Origin of the sequence: Candidatus Sodalis pierantonius str. SOPE (assembly GCF_000517405.1) — a bacterium.
Taxonomy (GTDB): domain Bacteria; phylum Pseudomonadota; class Gammaproteobacteria; order Enterobacterales; family Enterobacteriaceae; genus Sodalis_C; species Sodalis_C pierantonii.
This window is the reverse complement of record NZ_CP006568.1, coordinates 3150944-3168959: the sequence shown is the minus strand read 5'-3', so window position 1 is coordinate 3168959 and position 18016 is coordinate 3150944. Positions and strand designations below refer to the sequence as shown.

14 protein-coding genes and 4 pseudogenes are annotated in these 18016 nt (G+C 57.4%); 8 read left to right on the top strand and 10 right to left on the bottom strand.

The features are described 5' to 3' along the window. The first annotated feature begins 17 nt into the window (after positions 1–17). Both SOPEG_RS15935 and SOPEG_RS15930 read left to right on the top strand, forming a co-directional pair. Positions 18–467, top strand: coding sequence for a CCDC90 family protein (locus tag SOPEG_RS15935; protein WP_025246085.1), 450 nt, complete (start codon positions 18–20; stop codon positions 465–467). A gap of 87 nt (positions 468–554) precedes the next feature. Beyond that, a complete protein-coding gene (locus SOPEG_RS15930) occupies positions 555–1757 on the top strand; it encodes an IS256 family transposase (protein ID WP_148297107.1) in 1203 nt (400 codons plus the stop codon). Positions 1758–1836: 79 nt separating this feature from the next. Here SOPEG_RS15930 and SOPEG_RS15925 read toward each other — a convergent pair whose 3' ends face one another. Together SOPEG_RS15925 and SOPEG_RS15920 are read right to left on the bottom strand one after the other, a co-directional pair. Beyond that, positions 1837–2433 (bottom strand): hypothetical protein, encoded by a 597-nt coding sequence (locus tag SOPEG_RS15925; protein WP_025246083.1) that lies wholly within the window; start codon positions 2431–2433, stop codon positions 1837–1839. 114 nt (positions 2434–2547) lie between these two features. Next, positions 2548–3192 (bottom strand): annotated as a pseudogene (locus tag SOPEG_RS15920) (IS256 family transposase); the annotation flags it as partial. A gap of 170 nt (positions 3193–3362) precedes the next feature. On the opposite strand from SOPEG_RS15920, the pseudogene istA reads away from it, so the two are divergent. Beyond that, a pseudogene (istA, locus tag SOPEG_RS23200) lies at positions 3363–4913 on the top strand (IS21-like element ISSoEn3 family transposase). An 11-nt stretch (positions 4914–4924) separates the two neighbouring features. Then, a pseudogene (gene istB, locus SOPEG_RS15910) lies at positions 4925–5674 on the top strand (IS21-like element ISSoEn3 family helper ATPase IstB). 120 nt (positions 5675–5794) lie between these two features. Here istB and SOPEG_RS15905 read toward each other — a convergent pair. The 3 genes and pseudogenes from SOPEG_RS15905 to SOPEG_RS15895 form a co-directional block, all read right to left on the bottom strand. Next, positions 5795–6361: pseudogene (locus tag SOPEG_RS15905) on the bottom strand (IS256-like element ISSoEn2 family transposase); the annotation flags it as partial. A gap of 236 nt (positions 6362–6597) precedes the next feature. Next, the gene (cysZ, locus tag SOPEG_RS15900; protein ID WP_051419812.1) at positions 6598–7371 is read right to left on the bottom strand and encodes a sulfate transporter CysZ; all 774 of its coding nucleotides are present in this window, start codon (positions 7369–7371) and stop codon (positions 6598–6600) included. A gap of 125 nt (positions 7372–7496) precedes the next feature. After that, the gene (locus SOPEG_RS15895; protein WP_025246079.1) at positions 7497–8420 is read right to left on the bottom strand and encodes an IS5 family transposase; all 924 of its coding nucleotides are present in this window, start codon (positions 8418–8420) and stop codon (positions 7497–7499) included. A gap of 235 nt (positions 8421–8655) precedes the next feature. On the opposite strand from SOPEG_RS15895, the gene zipA reads away from it, so the two are divergent. From zipA to SOPEG_RS15880, 3 genes are all read left to right on the top strand, one after another. Beyond that, positions 8656–9669: a cell division protein ZipA gene (zipA, locus tag SOPEG_RS15890; RefSeq protein WP_025246078.1), complete on the top strand. Its 1014-nt coding sequence runs from the start codon at positions 8656–8658 to the stop codon at positions 9667–9669. Positions 9670–9924: 255 nt separating this feature from the next. Continuing rightward, positions 9925–11949, top strand: a complete 2025-nt coding sequence (gene ligA / locus SOPEG_RS15885) for an NAD-dependent DNA ligase LigA (RefSeq protein WP_025246077.1) — start codon at positions 9925–9927, stop codon at positions 11947–11949. Between the two features lie 22 nt (positions 11950–11971). Beyond that, positions 11972–12187 (top strand): DUF3820 family protein, encoded by a 216-nt coding sequence (locus SOPEG_RS15880; protein WP_025246076.1) that lies wholly within the window; start codon positions 11972–11974, stop codon positions 12185–12187. 296 nt (positions 12188–12483) lie between these two features. Here SOPEG_RS15880 and SOPEG_RS15875 read toward each other — a convergent pair whose 3' ends face one another. The 5 genes from SOPEG_RS15875 to SOPEG_RS15860 form a co-directional block, all read right to left on the bottom strand. Continuing rightward, positions 12484–13353 (bottom strand): ABC transporter permease, encoded by an 870-nt coding sequence (locus tag SOPEG_RS15875; RefSeq protein WP_025246075.1) that lies wholly within the window; start codon positions 13351–13353, stop codon positions 12484–12486. Positions 13354–13372: 19 nt separating this feature from the next. Continuing rightward, entirely contained in the window at positions 13373–14482 is a 1110-nt protein-coding gene (locus SOPEG_RS15870; RefSeq protein ID WP_025246074.1) for a putative B6 ABC transporter permease subunit 2, read from the bottom strand. Further along, entirely contained in the window at positions 14479–14988 is a 510-nt protein-coding gene (locus SOPEG_RS25075; protein ID WP_071882218.1) for an ATP-binding cassette domain-containing protein, read from the bottom strand. The genes SOPEG_RS15870 and SOPEG_RS25075 overlap by 4 nt, the downstream gene beginning before the upstream one ends. Before the next feature lie 81 nt (positions 14989–15069). Beyond that, positions 15070–16155 (bottom strand): ATP-binding cassette domain-containing protein, encoded by a 1086-nt coding sequence (locus SOPEG_RS25070; RefSeq protein ID WP_158382432.1) that lies wholly within the window; start codon positions 16153–16155, stop codon positions 15070–15072. A gap of 4 nt (positions 16156–16159) precedes the next feature. Further along, on the bottom strand, positions 16160–17185 hold the full coding sequence (locus SOPEG_RS15860; protein WP_025246073.1) for a putative B6 ABC transporter substrate-binding protein: 1026 nt from the start codon (positions 17183–17185) through the stop codon (positions 16160–16162). Between the two features lie 302 nt (positions 17186–17487). On the opposite strand from SOPEG_RS15860, the gene SOPEG_RS27740 reads away from it, so the two are divergent. Further along, positions 17488–17856, top strand: a complete 369-nt coding sequence (locus SOPEG_RS27740) for a hypothetical protein (protein WP_148297106.1) — start codon at positions 17488–17490, stop codon at positions 17854–17856. Positions 17857–18016: the final 160 nt, after the last annotated feature.

The following is an 18016-nucleotide window of genomic DNA, read 5'->3' as shown; positions in this document are numbered from 1 at the left end:
ACCACGAGGATACGCATATGGGCCAAGTCGCATTTGATACACAAGAGTTCGTCGAAACGCTGGAAAACGCCGGCCTCAACAGAGAGCAAGCCAAAGCGATAACCCTTGTCGTGCGTGAATCGCACGAGGTTGCCGATCTTGCTACCAAAGCAGACATCAAAGATGTAAAGCGTGATCTTGAAGATGCTCGCAAAGACTTATCCGCAGAGATTGCCAATGTTCGCAAAGATTTATCTGCCGAAATTTCTACGGTCAAGCGCGATCTTGAAGATGTGCGTAAAGAGATTGAGTTTCGGTTCGAGAAGACCGATGCCCAAATCGCCGATGCCAGAAAAGAAACGGCGACCCAGATAGCCCTTTTGCGTAAGGATGTTGAAAGCATATCAACGTGGTTGCTCATTAAGATGGCTGCCATGATGACGGCACTCCTTGGAGTTGCGGTCACGCTCGTCAAAATCCTCATCTAAGAGCCTGTTTAGAAATTTGTGTATTTGCCTGATTTTGATATGTTCAATCCAACATCAAAAACAGGTTAATTTATGGACGAAAAATAGTTGCAGGCTCTGGCTAACGAACTGGCCAAAAATCTCAAAACCCCTGAAGATCTCAGTCACTTCGATCGGCTGCTGAAAAAAATCAGCGTCGAAGCAGCTCTCAATGCCGAAATGACCCACCACCTCGGCTACGATAAAAATCAGCCTAAACCGGGGACCTACGCCCGCAACGGCTATTCCACAAAAACCGTTACCACTGGCGATGGCCCGCTGGCGCTGCGTACTCCGCGCGATCGTGACGGTTCCTTTGAACCGCAACTGGTGAAGAAGAACCAGACCCGGATTACCGGGATGGATAACCAGATTTTATCGTTGTACGCCAAAGGGATGACCACCCGCGAGATCGCCGCCGCGTTCAAAGAGCTGTATGACGCCGATGTCTCGCCGGCGCTGGTCTCAAAGGTCACCGATGCGGTCATGGAGCAGGTTGTTGAATGGCAAAACCGGCCTCTGGATGCAGTCTATCCCATTGTTTATCTTGACTGTATCGTTCTAAAAGTCCGGCAGGACAGCCGCATCATCAACAAATCTGTGTTCCTGGCGCTGGGCATCAACATCGAAGGCCAGAAAGAGTTGCTAGGTATGTGGCTGGCCGAAAATGAAGGCGCAAAGTTCTGGCTGAACGTGCTGACAGAGCTGACAGAGCTGAAAAACCGCGGCCTGAACGATATCCTTATCGCCTGCGTAGACGGGCTGAAAGGTTTCCCTGACGCTATTAACGCGGTGTATCCGGAGGCGCGGCTCCAGCTGTGTATCGTACATATGGTGCGCAACAGCCTGCGGTTCGTCTCCTGGAAGGACTACAAGGCCGTCACCCGCGACCTGAAAGCTATCTATCAGGCCCCTACGGAAGAAGCCGGCTTGCAGGCGCTGGAAACGTTCTCCAGTGCCTGGGACATCCGCTACCCGCAAATAAGTCGAAGCTGGCAGGCAAACTGGGCCAATCTGGCCACGTTCTTTGCCTACCCAACGGACATCCGCAAGGTGATCTACACGACCAACGCCACCGAGTCGTTAAACAGCGTGATCCGGCATGCCATCAAAAAGCGCAAGGTGTTCCCGACCGACGACGCAGTGAAAAAGGTGGTGTGGCTGGCGATACAGGCGGCCTCACAGAAATGGACAATGCCTTTGAGGGACTGGCGCATGGCAATGAGCCGCTTTATTATCGAGTTCGGTGACCGCCTGGACGGTCACTTCTAAGAAAAGGCATTTACACAGAATCGTGTACAGGGTCTCATCTAACCTTTCTTGGCAACCCACGCCCAGCCCCAAATTATCTTCAGAACGGGATTGAATCCTCGTAGGCATCGACTGGCGGTATGCCTTGAGATGGATGGCCGCTGTATTTCGGGTTATGACGGCGCTCATCCTTATCCTTAAGCGTGGAAAGCATCGTATCGATAGTCTTTGCATCCTGGCTTTCGAGACGTTCCTTGATAGTCTGCTTCGTATCAGGATAGAACGGGATACGAATTTCAAAGTTATAGGTATCGCCGCCGTCCTGCTTGGTGCGTAAGATCTTCTGCAACAACAACCCAACACGCTTCCCTGCAAACTCTGGCACGTTAGTTTGGCTGGTACTGAGCATCTTTTCGCTGATGCTTTTGACTTCGGTACAGCCCATGATGGCTTGAATCATGTTAACGCCGTAGGCATTGACGGAGCCATCTTTCTTGTTGATGCAAACGGAAAGGTATTGGATGAGGTGGCCGTCTGCTGATTCGCCTGAAAATTCAATGAACGTCGCACCATTTTGACTTTTCACCACCTTGGCTTCTTCAATGGTGATAACGTAAACGCCGGACTCCTTGATAAAGTTGCTCTGCCCGGCAGATACGGCTGCTGATTCGTCATAAGTGAACAAGGTTTTGCTCATGATACAGTTTCCTTGAGATTTCGGATGTTGGTAAATTTATAGTCGCTGCAAGTTGCGGTGCCGCTGTTGAGCGTCAGAGAGACCCTGTACACGATTCTGTGTAAATGCCTTTTCTTAGAAGTGACCGTCCAGGCGGTCACCGAACTCGATAATAAAGCGGCTCATTGCCATGCGCCAGTCCCTCAAAGGCATTGTCCATTTCTGTGAGGCCGCCTGTATCGCCAGCCACACCACCTTTTTCACTGCGTCGTCGGTCGGGAACACCTTGCGCTTTTTGATGGCATGCCGGATCACGCTGTTTAACGACTCGATGGCGTTGGTCGTGTAGATCACCTTGCGGATGTCCGTTGGGTAGGCAAAGAACGTGGCCAGATTGGCCCAGTTTGCCTGCCAGCTTCGACTTATTTGCGGGTAGCGGATGTCCCAGGCACTGGAGAACGCTTCCAGCGCCTGCAAGCCGGCTTCTTCCGTAGGGGCCTGATAGATAGATTTCAGGTCGCGGGTGACGGCCTTGTAGTCCTTCCAGGAGACGAACCGCAGGCTGTTGCGCACCATATGTACGACACACAGCTGGAGCCGCGCCTCCGGATACACCGCGTTAATAGCGTCAGGGAAACCTTTCAGCTCGTCTACGCAGGCGATAAGGATATCGTTCAGGCCGCGGTTTTTCAGCTCTGTCAGCACGTTCAGCCAGAACTTTGCGCCTTCATTTTCGGCCAGCCACATACCTAGCAACTCTTTCTGGCCTTCGATGTTGATGCTGCTGGTTCCGGTCACATCCGATCACTGATTCCGATTTCACCCAATCACTAATTCTGATTTCATCCGATCACTGATTCCGGTCGCCCGATCAGCGATTCCGATTCTGTCCGATCGCTCATCTTCTGTTCCGCCATACTCTGGAGACTTTTAGCTTCCTGGGGCATGGCATGGCACGTAAAAAGAAGAAAGCGAGAACGGAAATGTGCATCTATATTAATGTGTTACGTATGAAATTCGAGCAGCGTCGCTCGAATCGCACTATCGCAGCAGCGCTCGGCATAGGCTGTACTACCGTGCACGATATCCTCGGCCGATTCACGGTAGCTAACCTGGTCTGGCCATTGCCGGCGGAACTGTCCCCCGTCGACCTCGACCGCCTGCTCTATCCCGGCAAATCCGGAAAAGTTATCAATACCTTACCCAGCTGGCTTGATATCGATACCGAGTTAAGCCGCAAGGGCATGACCAAGCAGCTGCTCTGGATGGAATATCAGTCCGCCGTGGGCGGTGATGCCCTCGGTTACTCACAGTTTTGTGCACTGTTCCGTGACTGGAAAAAGAAGCAGAGGCGTTCCATGCGCATGGAGCACAAGGCTGGCGAAAAGCTCTTCATCGACTTCTGTGGCCCCACCGTACCTATCGTCAACCCTGCGACCGGTAGCGTACGCCAGGTCGCTATCTTCGTCGCTGCCATGGGCGTGTCAGGCTATGCGTATATCGAAGCCTGCGAAGGCCAGGACATGGCATCGTGGCTCAACGCCAATAGCCGCTGCCTGCACTTCATGGGTGGGGTTCCGGAGCTGATGATACCTGATAATCTGCGCAGCGCTGTCAGCACCCCTGACCGCTATGAGCCGGTCATAAACCAGAGCTACCAGGCGCTGGCAAATCACTATGAGACAGTGGTGCTACCGGCGCGCCCGAGAAAACCGAAAGACAAGGCGAAGGCAGAATCAACTGTGCAGCTGGTAGAACGCTGGGTTTTGGCCCGATTGCGTAAACGTAGGTTCTACTCGCTGGCCGAACTCAACCAGGTGATACGAGAACTCAATCATGAGTTGAATCTGCGCCCGATGCGTCATTACGGCGGACAAAGTCGCCTTGAACGCTTCGAGCAGCTGGACAAACCGGCTCTTGGGCCTCTACCGCCCACACAATGGGAATACAGTGAAGTATCTCGTTGCCCGAGTGGGACCTGATTACCACATAGACTACGGCAAAAACTGGTACTCGGTGCCTCATCCGCTGGTTGGCGAGCGCGTTGACGTCATCGCCACCCAACGGCTGGTGCAAATCCACCATAAGGGCGTCTGCGTGGCTACGCACCCTCGCAGCGATAACGCCTATAGGCACACGACTCAGGCGGCGCACATGCCGGCTAACCATAAGGGGCAGAGTCAGGTGGACGCCGGAAAGGCTGTGCAGTTGGGCGCTGTCGGTGGGTGTGTGCACACTGAAAGTGGTCGAGTCCATCCAAAAGAGCAAAGCCCATCCGGAGCAGGCTTACCGCTCCGTGCTGAGGCTACTCAATCTGCAACGGCGCTATGAGACGACGCGACTGGAGAAGGCCTGCGCGCTGGCGTTGGAGAAAGGGTGCATTAACCGCTCTTTCAGCCAACGTATTGAAACACGGTCGTGAAAGTGAGGTCACCCAGGACGGAGCCGGCGTATCAATGCTGGTTCACGAAAACCTCCGAGGTCCGGACAGTTATCACTAAGGAGAATAAATATGGATACACTGTTAATGGCTCTGCGAGAGCTGAAGTTGTCGGCAATGGTCCAAGCGTTGGAGACGCAACGCGAACTTCCGGGGAGTTATGGGGAGCTGGGGTTCGAGGAGCGGTTGTCGCTGATGGTAGAAGCGGAAAATTTGCATAAAAAAAACAACCACATATGCCGTCTTCGACGGCAATCGTAAATGCGCTTGCAGGCAAAACCGGAAGATATCCGCTATATCCCTAGCCTAGGAGTGACACCGGAACAGATGCGAGATCTGCTAGGGGGACAATATCTGAAATATCAAAAAAGCATACTCATCACGGGGCCGACAGGTACGGGCAAAACCTGGCTCAGTTGTGCGCTTAGTGAGCAGGCATGCCGGCAGCAATATAGCGTGCGTTACTGGCGAGTGGGTCGGTTGCTGGCCCATCTTCACCAGTGTCAGGTAGACGGGACCTATCTAAAACAGCTTAAGCAGTTAGAAAAAATAGAGTTACTGATCTTGGACGATGTGGGCCTAGAATCAATAAGTCCGATGCAGGCAACGATGCTGTTGGAGGTGATGGAAGATCGCTACGACAAAAGCAGCAGCATCCTGATCAGTCAACTGCCGGTGAAAAAATGGTATGGACTGATAGAAAACCCCACGACAGCTGACGCGTTACTCGATCGGTCAGTACACCCCAGCTATAGACTGGAACTTAAAGGCGAATCACTACGCAAAGAGCAAGGAGTAGCCAGCACAGGAAAAATAGACTAAACCCGAGTCAGAAGATGAGCGAACACGTGATCGAATATCACTGGAATGGGTGATCGGAAAATATCGGAATAACTGATCGGATGTCGCCGGAACAGCTGATCGGATACGTCGGAATCTGCAGATGCCCAGCGCCAGGAACACAGATTTGTTGATGATGCGGCTGTCCTGCCGGACTTTTAGAACGATACAGTCAAGATAAACAATGGGATAGACTGCATCCAGAGGCCGGTTTTGCCATTCGACAACCTGCTCCATGACCGCATCGGTGACCTTTGAGACCAGCGCCGGCGAGACATCGGCGTCATACAGCTCTTTGAACGCGGCGGCGATCTCGCGGGTGGTCATCCCTTTGGCGTACAACGATAAAATCTGGTTATCCATCCCGGTAATCCGGGTCTGGTTCTTCTTCACCAGTTGCGGTTCAAAGGAACCGTCACGATCGCGCGGAGTACGCAGCGCCAGTGGGCCATCGCCAGTGGTAACGGTTTTTGTGGAATAGCCGTTGCGGGCGTTGGTCCCCGGTTTAGGCTGATTTTTATCGTAGCCGAGGTGATGGGTCATTTCGGCATTGAGAGCTGCTTCGACGCTAATTTTTTTCAGCAGCCGATCGAAGTGACTGAGATCTTCAGGGGTTTTGAGATTTTTGACCAGTTCGTTAGCCAGAGCCTGCAACTGTTTTTCGTCCATAAATTAACCTGTTTTTGATGTTGGATTGAACATATCAAAATCAGGCAAATACACAAATTTCTAAACAGGCTCAAGTCAAGAGAAAACCCTTCTGCAAAACTATTTTTAATTAGTTGTTTTTACTGATGATTTACTTTTTCATTTTGCTTATCTTAATGAAGGTGGTATTCATAAAAAATTAATAAATTACATTGACTTATATTGAGTATTGGTATCTTTTATTAAGACATAAGTTTTTAAGAACCGGATAAAGTATGGCCGGTGCGATAGTTGTCTACCCACATCGCCGTGGCGCCACATACCGCCACCGGCAAAATCACCAGATTTACCACCGGTATCAGGGTAAACAGGCTCACCAGCGCCCCAAACTGCAGATTCGCGACCTTGTGACGGCGCAGTGCGGCGCGCATCGCCGGAAAGGGGACCTTGTGATTATCAAACGGATAATCGCAGTATTGAATTGCCAGCATCCAGGCGCTGAAGAGGAACCACAGCACCGGGACCAGCGTTTGGCCGATGGCGGGAATAAAATGGAGGGCCAGTAATATCAGCGCTCGGGGTAGGTAGTAGCACAGCTTCACAAATTCGCGGTGCAACATGCGCGGCGTATCGCGCATCAAAGCCACCAGGCCGCTGTCCGGGGCGACATGGCCCGTCAGGCGCGATTCCAGCCGTTCGGCCAACAGCTCGTTGAACGGCGCGGCAATCACATTGGCCACGGTACTGAAGAAATAACCGAACACCAGCGGTACTGCCAGTACGCATAAAGGCCAGAGGAGGTAATTAAGCCAGTGCAGCCAATGGGGCACGTAGCTCATCAATTGCGGTATCCAGACGCTGAGCTGGCGATACAGCCACCAAAAAGCGCCGCCCAACAGCGCGATATTGACCAATAGCGGTAGCAGGACGTAGCGTTTAATTCCGGGTAGCATGATTAAACGCCAGCCGGCGAAAAAATAATGCACGCCGCTGCGGGAAGTTATCTCGTTTTGCATGTCGTTTTGTGCCATTTTTGTCCGAATAGATAAGGGTGTAACCCTGGTTTTAAGGGTTTATGGCTGCCGCTTGGCCCATTTTGTCGCTTTGTTGAATAAATCCGAAATTTGTGACGACTTCCTCCCTATCAGGGCGATTGTTACATGATGCGGACGCTGGTTGGCATTCCTAACAGTGTGATCCGGTTAAGTGCTTTAACCATTGCCATTGCCTCACCTACCTGCGCGTCATAGTCATGCAGACTCAGATGACCACCCAGAAGTGTTTTAAACCAGAACATGGCCGTTTCAGCCAGTGAACGCCGGTGATAACCTACTTTCTTTTTCCAGGTATCGTTATTGCCGTTCAGATGCTGATTTGCCACCGCATGGTTACGCTCATGGTATCGAGCTGGCCAATATTGCGCACCACTTCGCGGTGGGATAAGCGGCTTTATTTTTTTCCTCAGCAGAGCATCATGACAGTAACGCGTATCGTAAGCACTGTCAGCCGACGCTTCCCTGATTTTCCGGTGGGTTTGGTTAATCAGCCCGGGCAGCGCCTGCGCATCTGTCGTACCGCTTAGCGATAAATCGGCACAGATAATTTCATGTGTCACGCTATCTACTGCCAGATGAAGCTTGCGCCATACTCTGCGCCTCTCAGCCCCATGCTGCCTGACTTTCCATTCGCCTTCGCCGAAGACTTTCAGGCCGGTGCCATCGATGACCAGGTGTGAGATTTCGCCGCGGGTTGGCGTTTTTATGCTGATGTCGACGGTTTTTGCTCGCCGGCTGACCAGAGAGTAATCTGGGCAGCGCAGCGACAGCCCCATCAGTTTAAAAATCGAGTCAACGAAACCCTGTAACGCCCGGAGCGAAAGGTTAAACACGCGCTTTATCATCAAAACCGTGGTAATGGCCATATCGGTGTAGTGAAGCGGCCGGCCACGATGTTCAGGTGGTGTACTCTCAGTCCATGCAGCAATGGCTGACTCATCAAGCCATACTGTCAGGTCCCCCCGCTGCCTGAGCGCATTGTTATATGCGGGCCAGTTGGTGATTTTAAACTTTTGCTTTGCCATGGGGACCTGATGTTGAAACGAATGTAGTGATCAGAGCCGCCAGTCACCTAAAAGTTCGATTTATTCAACAAAGCCCCATTTTGTCTGAAAAGCAGCAAAAAAATAACTTGCCAAACTCTTTTTGCCAGAAAGTACCCTGTAGACTTGCACTTGTCTATGCAGGCAAATACAGTTAAGAGAGTAAATGTTTGCCGCTATGGCAATGTGCAATGAATTTAGAACAGCTGAGATGGCAATGATGCAGGATTTGCGTCTGATATTAATCGTCGTGGGTGCGGTCGCGATTATAGCGTTACTTTTACATGGTCTTTGGACCAGCCGTAAAGAGCGCTCTGCGGTTTTTCGCGATCGCCCGGTCAAACGACTGAAACAAGAACGTCAGGATCAGGACGAGCCGCCGCTGTCTGAGCGGGATGAGGGGGTGGGCGAAGTTCGCGTCACGCACGTTCGCCACCACGACGGCGCGGATGTCGGTCGCATCGACGACGACGCGCCGTTCTCACGTCCCGCCGCGCGCCGCGCCCACGCCGGTGAGGGTCAACGGGATGATGATGTCGATCCTCTGCTGGATGAAGGTTTCGGGCAGTCCGCTCCTGGCGCCGCCAGACCCCACCGCGAACACCCGCAAATCCGCGCCGCCGAGCCCGCAATGCCCGCACACACACAGGCCGCGCCGGGCGACGATGCGGAATATGACGACGACCCGCTACTGCCCGCCGCCGCTCGCGCCGCGGCGCCGCAGGATGAATACCGCCCGTCGGCGCCGTCCGCCGCGCTTGACCCTGTAGACGTGGACGCGGCGCAGCCGTCGCCGGTGCGGGAAAAAGAAACGGTGCTGGTGCTCCATGTCGCCGCTCACAACGGGACGGTGTTAGGCGGCGAGGAATTGCTGCAAAGCGTACTTCAGGCCGGTTTTCAGTTCGGCGAAATGAATATTTTCCACCGCCATCTCAATCCCGCCGGCAGCGGGCCGGTGCTGTTCAGCCTGGCCAATATGGTCAAGCCCGGTTCTTTCAATCCTGATGATATGGCTGACTTCACCACCCCCGGTATCTCCATGTTCATGATGGTGCCTTCCTATGGCGATGCCCATCAGAACTTCAAACTGATGTTGCAATCCGCCCAGCGTATCGCCGATGATTGCGGCGGCGGCGTGCTTGACGACGAGCGACGCATGATGACCCCGCAAAAACTGGACGATTACAAAGCGCGCATTCGCCAGGTGCTGGACGCCAACGCCGGCGCCTGAACGCGTAAGTGATCCGGCGCGCCGCCGGTGTACCTCGATCGGTCTAAGAGGCGTCACCCGCGCCTGCCGTTCTCTGGTTAAGCCCGAGCGTCAGGCGGCGGGTGATCTGCGCTTGCCTGCCGTGGCGAGCCGGCCCCGCGATGGCGTGTCGTCCGCGCCCGCCGTCTGCGGCTACGCTTATCCGGCCGGTTACTGCTAAAATAGCGTTACTCCTCAGCCCCCGCTTGCGGGGGTTTTTGCTGCTGATGGTGCATCATGGAACAGATAGAACAACAGATCCTGCGGCTGCGTGAGCAGTTGCGACATTGGGAATACCTCTATTACGTGGAATCCGCCCCTGAAGTGCCCGATAGCGAATATGACCGGGTCATGGCGGAACTGCGTGAGCTGGAGGCTAAACGGCCGGACCTGCTGACCGCCGATTCTCCCAGCCAGCGCGTTGGTGGGCAGGCGCAGAATAGCTTCGGCCAAGTGCGCCATGAAGTGCCGATGCTTTCGCTGGATAACGTTTTTGAAGAGCCCGGTTTCTTGGCGTTCGACAAACGGGTGCGGGACAGGATTAAGCGCGATGACGATATGACCTACTGCTGCGAACTCAAACTGGACGGTCTGGCGGTTAGCCTGTTGTATGAAAACGGCGAGCTGGTGCGGGCCGCCACCCGCGGCGACGGCACCACCGGCGAGGATATCACCGCCAATGTGCGCACCATTCGCACCATTCCGCTGCGTTTAAAAGATAACGGCGACCTGCCGCGTCTGCTGGAGATCCGCGGCGAAGTGTTTATGTCGGAAGCGGGCTTTCAGCGGCTGAATGAAACCGCCAAACGGGAAGGGGGCAAAGTTTTCGCCAATCCGCGCAACGCCGCCGCCGGCTCCTTGCGCCAACTGGATCCCGCCATCACCGCCAAGCGGCCGCTGACGTTTTATTGTTACGGCGTCGGCCTGCTGGAAGACGGCGCGCTGCCGGAAAGTCATTGGGAGCGGTTGCAGCAGTTTAAAGCCTGGGGCGTACCGGTCAGCGATCGCGTCCGCCGCTGCACCGGCAGCGCCGCGGTGCGGGCGTTCTATCAACAGGTGCACGAGGCGCGCGCGACGCTCGGCTTTGATATCGATGGCGTGGTTATTAAAGTGGATTCGCTGGCTCTACAGCAGCGCTTGGGGTTTGTCGCCCGCGCGCCGCGCTGGGCCATCGCCTATAAGTTTCCGGCCCAGGAGCAGTTAACCCGGGTGCGGGACGTGGAGTTCCAGGTGGGACGTACCGGTGCCATCACTCCGGTGGCGCGGCTTGAGACGGTGCTGGTGTTTGGCGCCATGGTCAGCAATGCCACTCTGCACAACGCCGATGAGGTCGAGCGGCTGGGACTGATGATTGGCGATACGGTGATTATCCGCCGCGCCGGCGATGTCATCCCGCAGATCGTCGGTGTTGTCGCCTCCGAACGGCCTGAGGATGCGCGGCCGGTGGCGTTTCCGTCCCATTGCCCGGTCTGCGGCTCGGATGTGGAGCGCGTTGAGGGCGAGGCGGTGTTACGCTGCACCGCGGGCCTGGTCTGTGCCGCGCAACGAAAGGAAGCGCTGAAACATTTCGTTTCTCGTCGGGCGATGGACATCGACGGCATGGGGGATAAGATTATCGATCAACTGGTGGAGCGTGAGCTGGTGAAAACGCCGGCCGATTTGTTCCGACTGACGAAAGAGAACCTGACCCGGCTCGAGCGAATGGGGCTGAAATCGGCGCAAAATTTGCTGGAAGCGCTGGAGAACGCCAAACAGACCACCTTCGCGCGTTTTCTCTACGCGCTCGGGATCCGCGAGGTGGGCGAGGCGACGGCGGCAAATCTGGCTGCCGCTTATGGTACGCTGGACGCGCTGACAGCCGCAGATATTGACTCGCTGACTGGGGTGCAGGACATCGGCAAGATTGTGGCAACCCACGTGCGCCACTTTTTCGAGGAAAGCCATAATCTTGAGGTCATTAGAGAGTTGCTGAGCCCGACGATAGGCATCCATTGGCCGGCGCCTGTGGCCGCATCCGTCGCGGCGGGGGATAACCCGTTTGCCGGTAAGACCATTGTGCTGACCGGATCGCTCAGCACCCTGTCGCGGGATAAGGCCAAAGATCGGCTCGTAGCCCTCGGCGCTCGGGTCAGCGGCAGCGTTTCCGCCAAGACCGATCTGCTGATCGCGGGGGAGGCGGCCGGTTCTAAACTGTCCAAGGCTCAGCAGTTAAATATTCCGATCATGGATGAGGCGGAAATGATGCGTCTTTTGGGGGACTAACCCGACGCGCAAGGGGGCGAAAATGGAAAAAGAGGATCTGGTGGCCATTGCCAATACCGCGATGCCGTTTGGCAAATATCAGGGGCGGATGCTTATCGATCTGCCCGACCCTTACCTGCTCTGGTTTGCCCGCAAAGGGGAATTTCCGGAAGGGCGGCTGGGCCAGCTCATGAGTCTGGTGCTGGCGATAAAGATAGAAGGGTTGGATAGCCTCATCACGCCGCTAAAACAGCGTTAAAAGCCGTCTCAGGCGGCGGTGGCGGGGGGTGTGAGGGCACCGCGCCGCGCCCATGGCGCTGGGCTGGCGGACGCGCCGGGAGGGTTTCTCCTTGGCCGCGCACCTCGGCCGCCGATGCTGGCGTGCCGTCACTGGACCTCGCGTTGAGACTCCGCGCGCCGATAACGTCCCTCGCGTGCGGAAGCCTGATGCCGTTAACGGCCCAGGGCGGATATCTGATGCGCGCCATTCACGTCCTGCGCGCGAATGCCTGATGCGTGTCGTCAACGTCCCTCGTGCGCGAATATCTGATGCCGTTAACGCGCTCCCCGGGTCCAGAGGGTGCCCAACGCGGCAGGTAGAACCGCCCGGCGCCCGAAAACGACGAGCACCAGCATCACGGTGATGAAGGGCAGCATCTGAATGACATCGGTAGGGAGATTCACCCCCAGCACCTGTAGCGCGGTGGTCAGCGACAGGCACGTCCCGAACAGTAGCGCGCCCGCCAACACCCACAGCGGGCGGCCGCGCGCCAGCATTGCCAGTACAATAGCGATAAAACCGTTGCCCTGGGTCATGAACGGCACGAAGATACCGGCGCCGATCTGCGCCATGTAGGCGCCGCCCAGCCCGGCCAGCGCGCCGGGCTTATCGCCTGCCGTCTGTAGCGCCAGTCCGGCGTTGCTGGCGCGATAAAGCCAGGCCAGTAGCGGCACGCATCCCACGGCCAAATAGACGACCAGCGGCTGCACGAACAGGGCTTTGCCGAAAACCGACAGATTAGCAAGCCACGGCACGCTGAGGGTGTCGACGCCGCCCAAACGGGGATAGCTATGGCTGAAAGCCATTTGCTGTAGCAGCGCGGTGGCTCCCTCGGCGCCAAGGGTCAGGGCGATACCGATGACTATCTGATTGAGCCGCAGCCACAGGCACAGATCCGCCATTAGCGCCGCCGCCACCATCCCGCCTGCGGCGCCGGCCCATAAGCCCATCGCCATGGAATCATGGCGCCAGGCCACCAAGAATCCTAACCAGGCGCCGGCCAGCATCATTCCTTCCAAACCGATATTCAGCACGCCGGCCTTTTCCGACAGTTGCTCACCCAGCCCCGCCAGCAACAGCGGGATGTCGGCGACGATGGCCCCCATCAGTAAGGACGTGACAAAACCGCTGGTTAACCCTTTCATGTATTCTCCTTCGCCGACGCTAAGCGCCGCCCTGTGTGGTATTACGCAGCGCGCGATGGCGCAGCGCCTGCCGCAGCCTGGCGACCGCCAGACGGGTCAATCCCGGCACGATCAACAGCAGCGCTACGGTCAACAAGGTGAAATGGTTGGGGACGCCCATCCGCCGCGCCGCGCTTTCGCTGCCGATGGAAAGCACCGAGAAAACGAATACCAGGGCGATACTGCCAAAGCCGTTGAATTGCGCGAGAAACACCAGCGGCACGACGACCAGGCTATAGGCCGGATTCCAATCGGCGCGCACGTTGCCCTGTATCCCGATGATTTCAACCGCTTCCGCCAGCCCCGCCAGCCCGGCGGACAGCGCGAACACCGCAAGCGTCAGCGCGCCGACCGGCAGTCCGGCATGTATCGCCGCGCGCGGGTTGGCGCCCATCACCCGTATACGCAGGCCGAACGCAGTATGGTTTATCACAGCGTGCGTCAATAATACCGCCAGCAGACTGAGCAAAAGGCCGCTGGAAACCGGACCGCCGAACAGCATCGGCAGCCGTTGTTCCCAGGGAAGATTGCGGGTTTGTGGCACGGTGGTGGCCGGATCCGCCAGCAGTAGCTTGACCAGCACATTAGCCAGCGAAACGCCGAGAAAAGACATCATCAGGCTAGTAATGATTTCGTTAATGTTGCGCCAGATTTTCAGCGCCACCGGCAGCAGACCCCACAGCACTCCGGCCAGCGCCCCGGCCAACAGCGCTAAAAACAGGGTGATGCCTAGGGGAACGCCATGGGACAACAGCGCCGGCGCGATGGCCGACGCAAATACGGCGCCTAGCATAAACTGCCCGTCGCCGCCGAGGTTCCACAAACCGGCGCTGAACGCCACCATCAGGCTGGCGGCGATCAGCAGCAGCGGCCCCATGCGAGTCAGCGAAGCCTGCCACCCAGAAGGGGCCAGCAACCCTTTACGTAGGATAAAGCCATAGTAGGACAGAGGGTCGACGCCCATCAGCCAAAGCAGCAGACCGGCCATCAAAAGCGCTAATCCGATCGGTAGCAAAGTAAATCCCGTTTCCAGGCATAAGCGCCTTAACCCGGCGGCGGTGCCGTTGCGGCGGGGGGAAGGGTCTCTCATTGCGCTTCTCCTCTTATCAACATGCCGATGCGCCGACGGGCATCGGTATCATTTTCGACCATGCCCACGATCTGTCCCCGGCGCAGGACCGCTACGCGATGGGCCAAGGCCAGCAGCTCGTCGAGATCGGTGGAAATAAGCACTACCGCTACCCCCTGCGCCGCGGTCTGGCGTATGCGTTCACGGATGGCCAAGCTGTTATGCAAATCAAGGCCATAGGTGGGTTTGGCAAAAATCACCGCTCGGGCGCGGTCGTTGAGCTCGCGCGCCAGCAGAACTTTTTGCCTATTTCCGCCGAACAGCGTATCGATAAGGGTACCGGGGTCGGGGGGACGGATATCGAACGCGCGGATACGCCGGCGGGCAAAGGCATTGATGCGTGCCGGGCGGAGTATGCCGCCGCGCCAGAAAGGGGGGGCGCCTATCTGCTTGAGCAAGAGATTTTCCGCCATCGGGAATGCGCCAACCGTGCCTTCGCCCAGCCGGTCATCGGTGATGTAGCTCAACCTACGCCGACGTCGCTCGCGCACGCTACAGTCGTGCAGCGACTGCTCCGCCAGCCAGATCTGCCCGGCGCTTAGCGCGCGCTATCCCGCCAGGGCTTCCGCCAGTTGCGTTTGGCCATTGCCGTCGATTCCGGCGATAGCCAGGATCTCGCCGCCGGCAACGCTAAAAGTGATGTCGCGCAACGGAACGCGCGGATCCGCCACTGACAGGTGCTGCGCCACCAACAGCGGCGTTGCACCGGTTATCCCGTGGAACCGTTCCGGCGTCGTCTGCGCGGGGGCCTGCTCGCCGTCGTCCGGGAGTGATACCGACGTAGCGTCTGCGAGCGGGGGAGCGTCCTCGCCGGTAGGATGAAACATCCACTCTAGCACTTTCCCTCTGGCCATCTGTGGGGAAAGGGCCTGCAGGCGCGCCGGCGGAATTTCCCCCGCCTTGCGGCCGCGCCGTAGGACACTGAGGCGGTCGCCCCAGGCTAAAGCTTCATTGAGCTTATGGGTGATAAACACCACCGCCAGACCCTGCGCCACCAGACGGCGCATCAGCAGGCCCAGCCGCTCGGCGTCTTGCGGCGTGAGCAGGGCGGTCGGCTCGTCGAGGATCAGCACCCGGCTGCCGCGCAGCACCGCGCGCAGAATTTCCGCCTGCTGCTGCTCGCCCAACGATAGCGTGCTCACCGGCACGCAGGGGGCCACCGTTACGCCGAAACTGGCGCCCAGGCGAGCAATAGCGGCCGCGTAGCGCCGCCGGGCGGGGGGCGCCACCAGGCATCGCCCAGCGTCAGATTTTCCGTTAGCGTCAATGTCGGCACCAGTATCGGGTGCTGGTACACCGTGCCGATGCCGAGGGCCAGAGCCTGGCGGGGTGAATCTATCTGCCGCGCCGGCCACCTCGATGCGGCCGCTATCGGGTCGCAGCATGCCGGACAGCAGCGCCACCAGCGTCGATTTACCCACACCGTTTTCCTCCAGCAGCACATGCAATTCGCCGGGCCACAGCGCCAGGCTGATAGCATTATTGGCGATGATGCCGGGAAACGTCTTGGTGACCGCGTGCAGCCTGACCAGGGGCGCGCCGGCGGGGAGAGCATCGTCTGTGTCGGCGGGGATAGCGTTGCCCGCGCCGGTAGGGAGAGCGCCGCCGGTGTCGGCGGAGTTAGCATCGGCCATGCCGCTATTGACCGGCCAGCAGCGCATGCAGCGTACTGGCGTCATAATCCGCCGGCACGGTGATCTCGCCGCTGATAATCCGATCGTGCACCGCCTGGACCTGCGCCCAGATATCATCAGGAATATGCGGTATTTTCAGGAGCCCTATCGCGCCGTTGGCCAGCGAGGTCTGGTAGCTATGGCTACCGAATTGGTTATTTTTCAGACCCTTTATCATGGCGGTATAGACTGGCGTCAGATTCCATAGCACCGAGCTCAGAAGGTGCCCTTTGTCGATGGGGGATTTGTCGCCGATGACGTCGATAAACCAGACTTTACCGCCGTCCTGGGCGGGCGTGGTTTCCACCGCCTGCAGCATGCCGAAGCTTGAACCGTTGCCCTCGCCGAAAATAACGTCGGTGCCGGCGGCGATCACCGACGCGGTGACTCGTTTACCGCCGGCGGCATCGCTATAGGCGGCAGGACCAATAACCGCATAGCGGATCTTAATCGCGGGGCGCGCCGCACGGGCGCAGAGCACAAAAGCCGCGGCTTGGGCGTTCCAGGCCGGCGGCTCGCCGGACACGACGATGCCGAGCGTGCCGCTGCGCGACATTTTGGCCGCCAGGGTGCCCGCCAGCCAGGCCTCTTTTTGGCCGCTGACGGTATAATCGGCAACGCGGCCGGCCTTCAACGAGGACGGGCTGTCGGTAATGGCAACCGGTATGCCGGTCTGGGCGCCAATTTCCGGCGCTGCCTGGATATAGCCACTGGCGTGGGCGATAAACAGCTGCGCGCCGTCGTAGGCGAGATCCCGCAGGGTGGGGCGCACATCGCCATAACCAAGATTGTCGGCGACCAGCACCTTAACGCCCTCTTTTTTGCCCGCTTCACGCGCCGCGTTGATGCCTTGCTGATTCCAGCCGTAATCCGTGCCGGGCTCTGGCGTCAAAATAGCGATGGTGTTAATTTCGGCGGCGTAACACGCCTGGTACAGCAGCGACGTCAGCGTGAGGGTGCCCACGCCGGTTTTCCAACCGGTTAACTTCATTGTTTGTCCTCAAAAAGCGTATGATAACGCCCTAATCCAGTACACCGCCGGCCGTTGCCGGCGCCAATCGTCTTGTTTGACGGAGATGTCGATGAACGCGCGGGGAATACTGCTGTCCGGCCTGCTGTTGCTGACCCACACCGCCAGCGCTGGCGATAAGGTAAATTACCACCGCGGCAACGCCGGACTACAGGCTTTTTCTGTAACCGTTAACAATCAGGGCCCATCTCCTCCTGGCCTGCCAGGCGACCACCGCCCATTGGTATTCGGTAGAGTTAGGCACCCTGGCTCCCGGCGCTACATTGTCCACCCGCCTGTGGAAAAATACAGTCACCGGTGAAATTTTTATTCTCAACCAGTATCAAGACCGCCTGCCGCTGCAGCGCGCTTGGTGCGGCATCGCGGGCAATGCCTGGCGCACCCGCGCCGATATCGCGCTGCCGATACGGCGCAGCCCGACCGTAGCGGCTATCGCGCCGCGCCCGGTGCCGAAAGTAGAACGTCGCGCCGTTAGGGACAACGTAACATGTCGTACTGCTGCGAGACGCATCGACCAAGTAAAATGTCATATCGCCGCGACGCACGTCGACCAAGTAAAATGTCATACTGCCACGACGCGCGTCGACCAACTAATGTGTCGTATTGCCGCGATGCACGCCACGTATGCTTGATGGTGACGATGCGCTATCACCTCCGGCGTCCAAGCGGCGCCGCGCGTTAGCGCACTGACGCAGGCGTTTTTAAGTCAGGAAACCTGCCGGTAAACGGGTTTCGAGGCGACATGCCGATGTGATGGGCTTGAGACCCGGTGAGGGGGCTTAGCTGACGCCG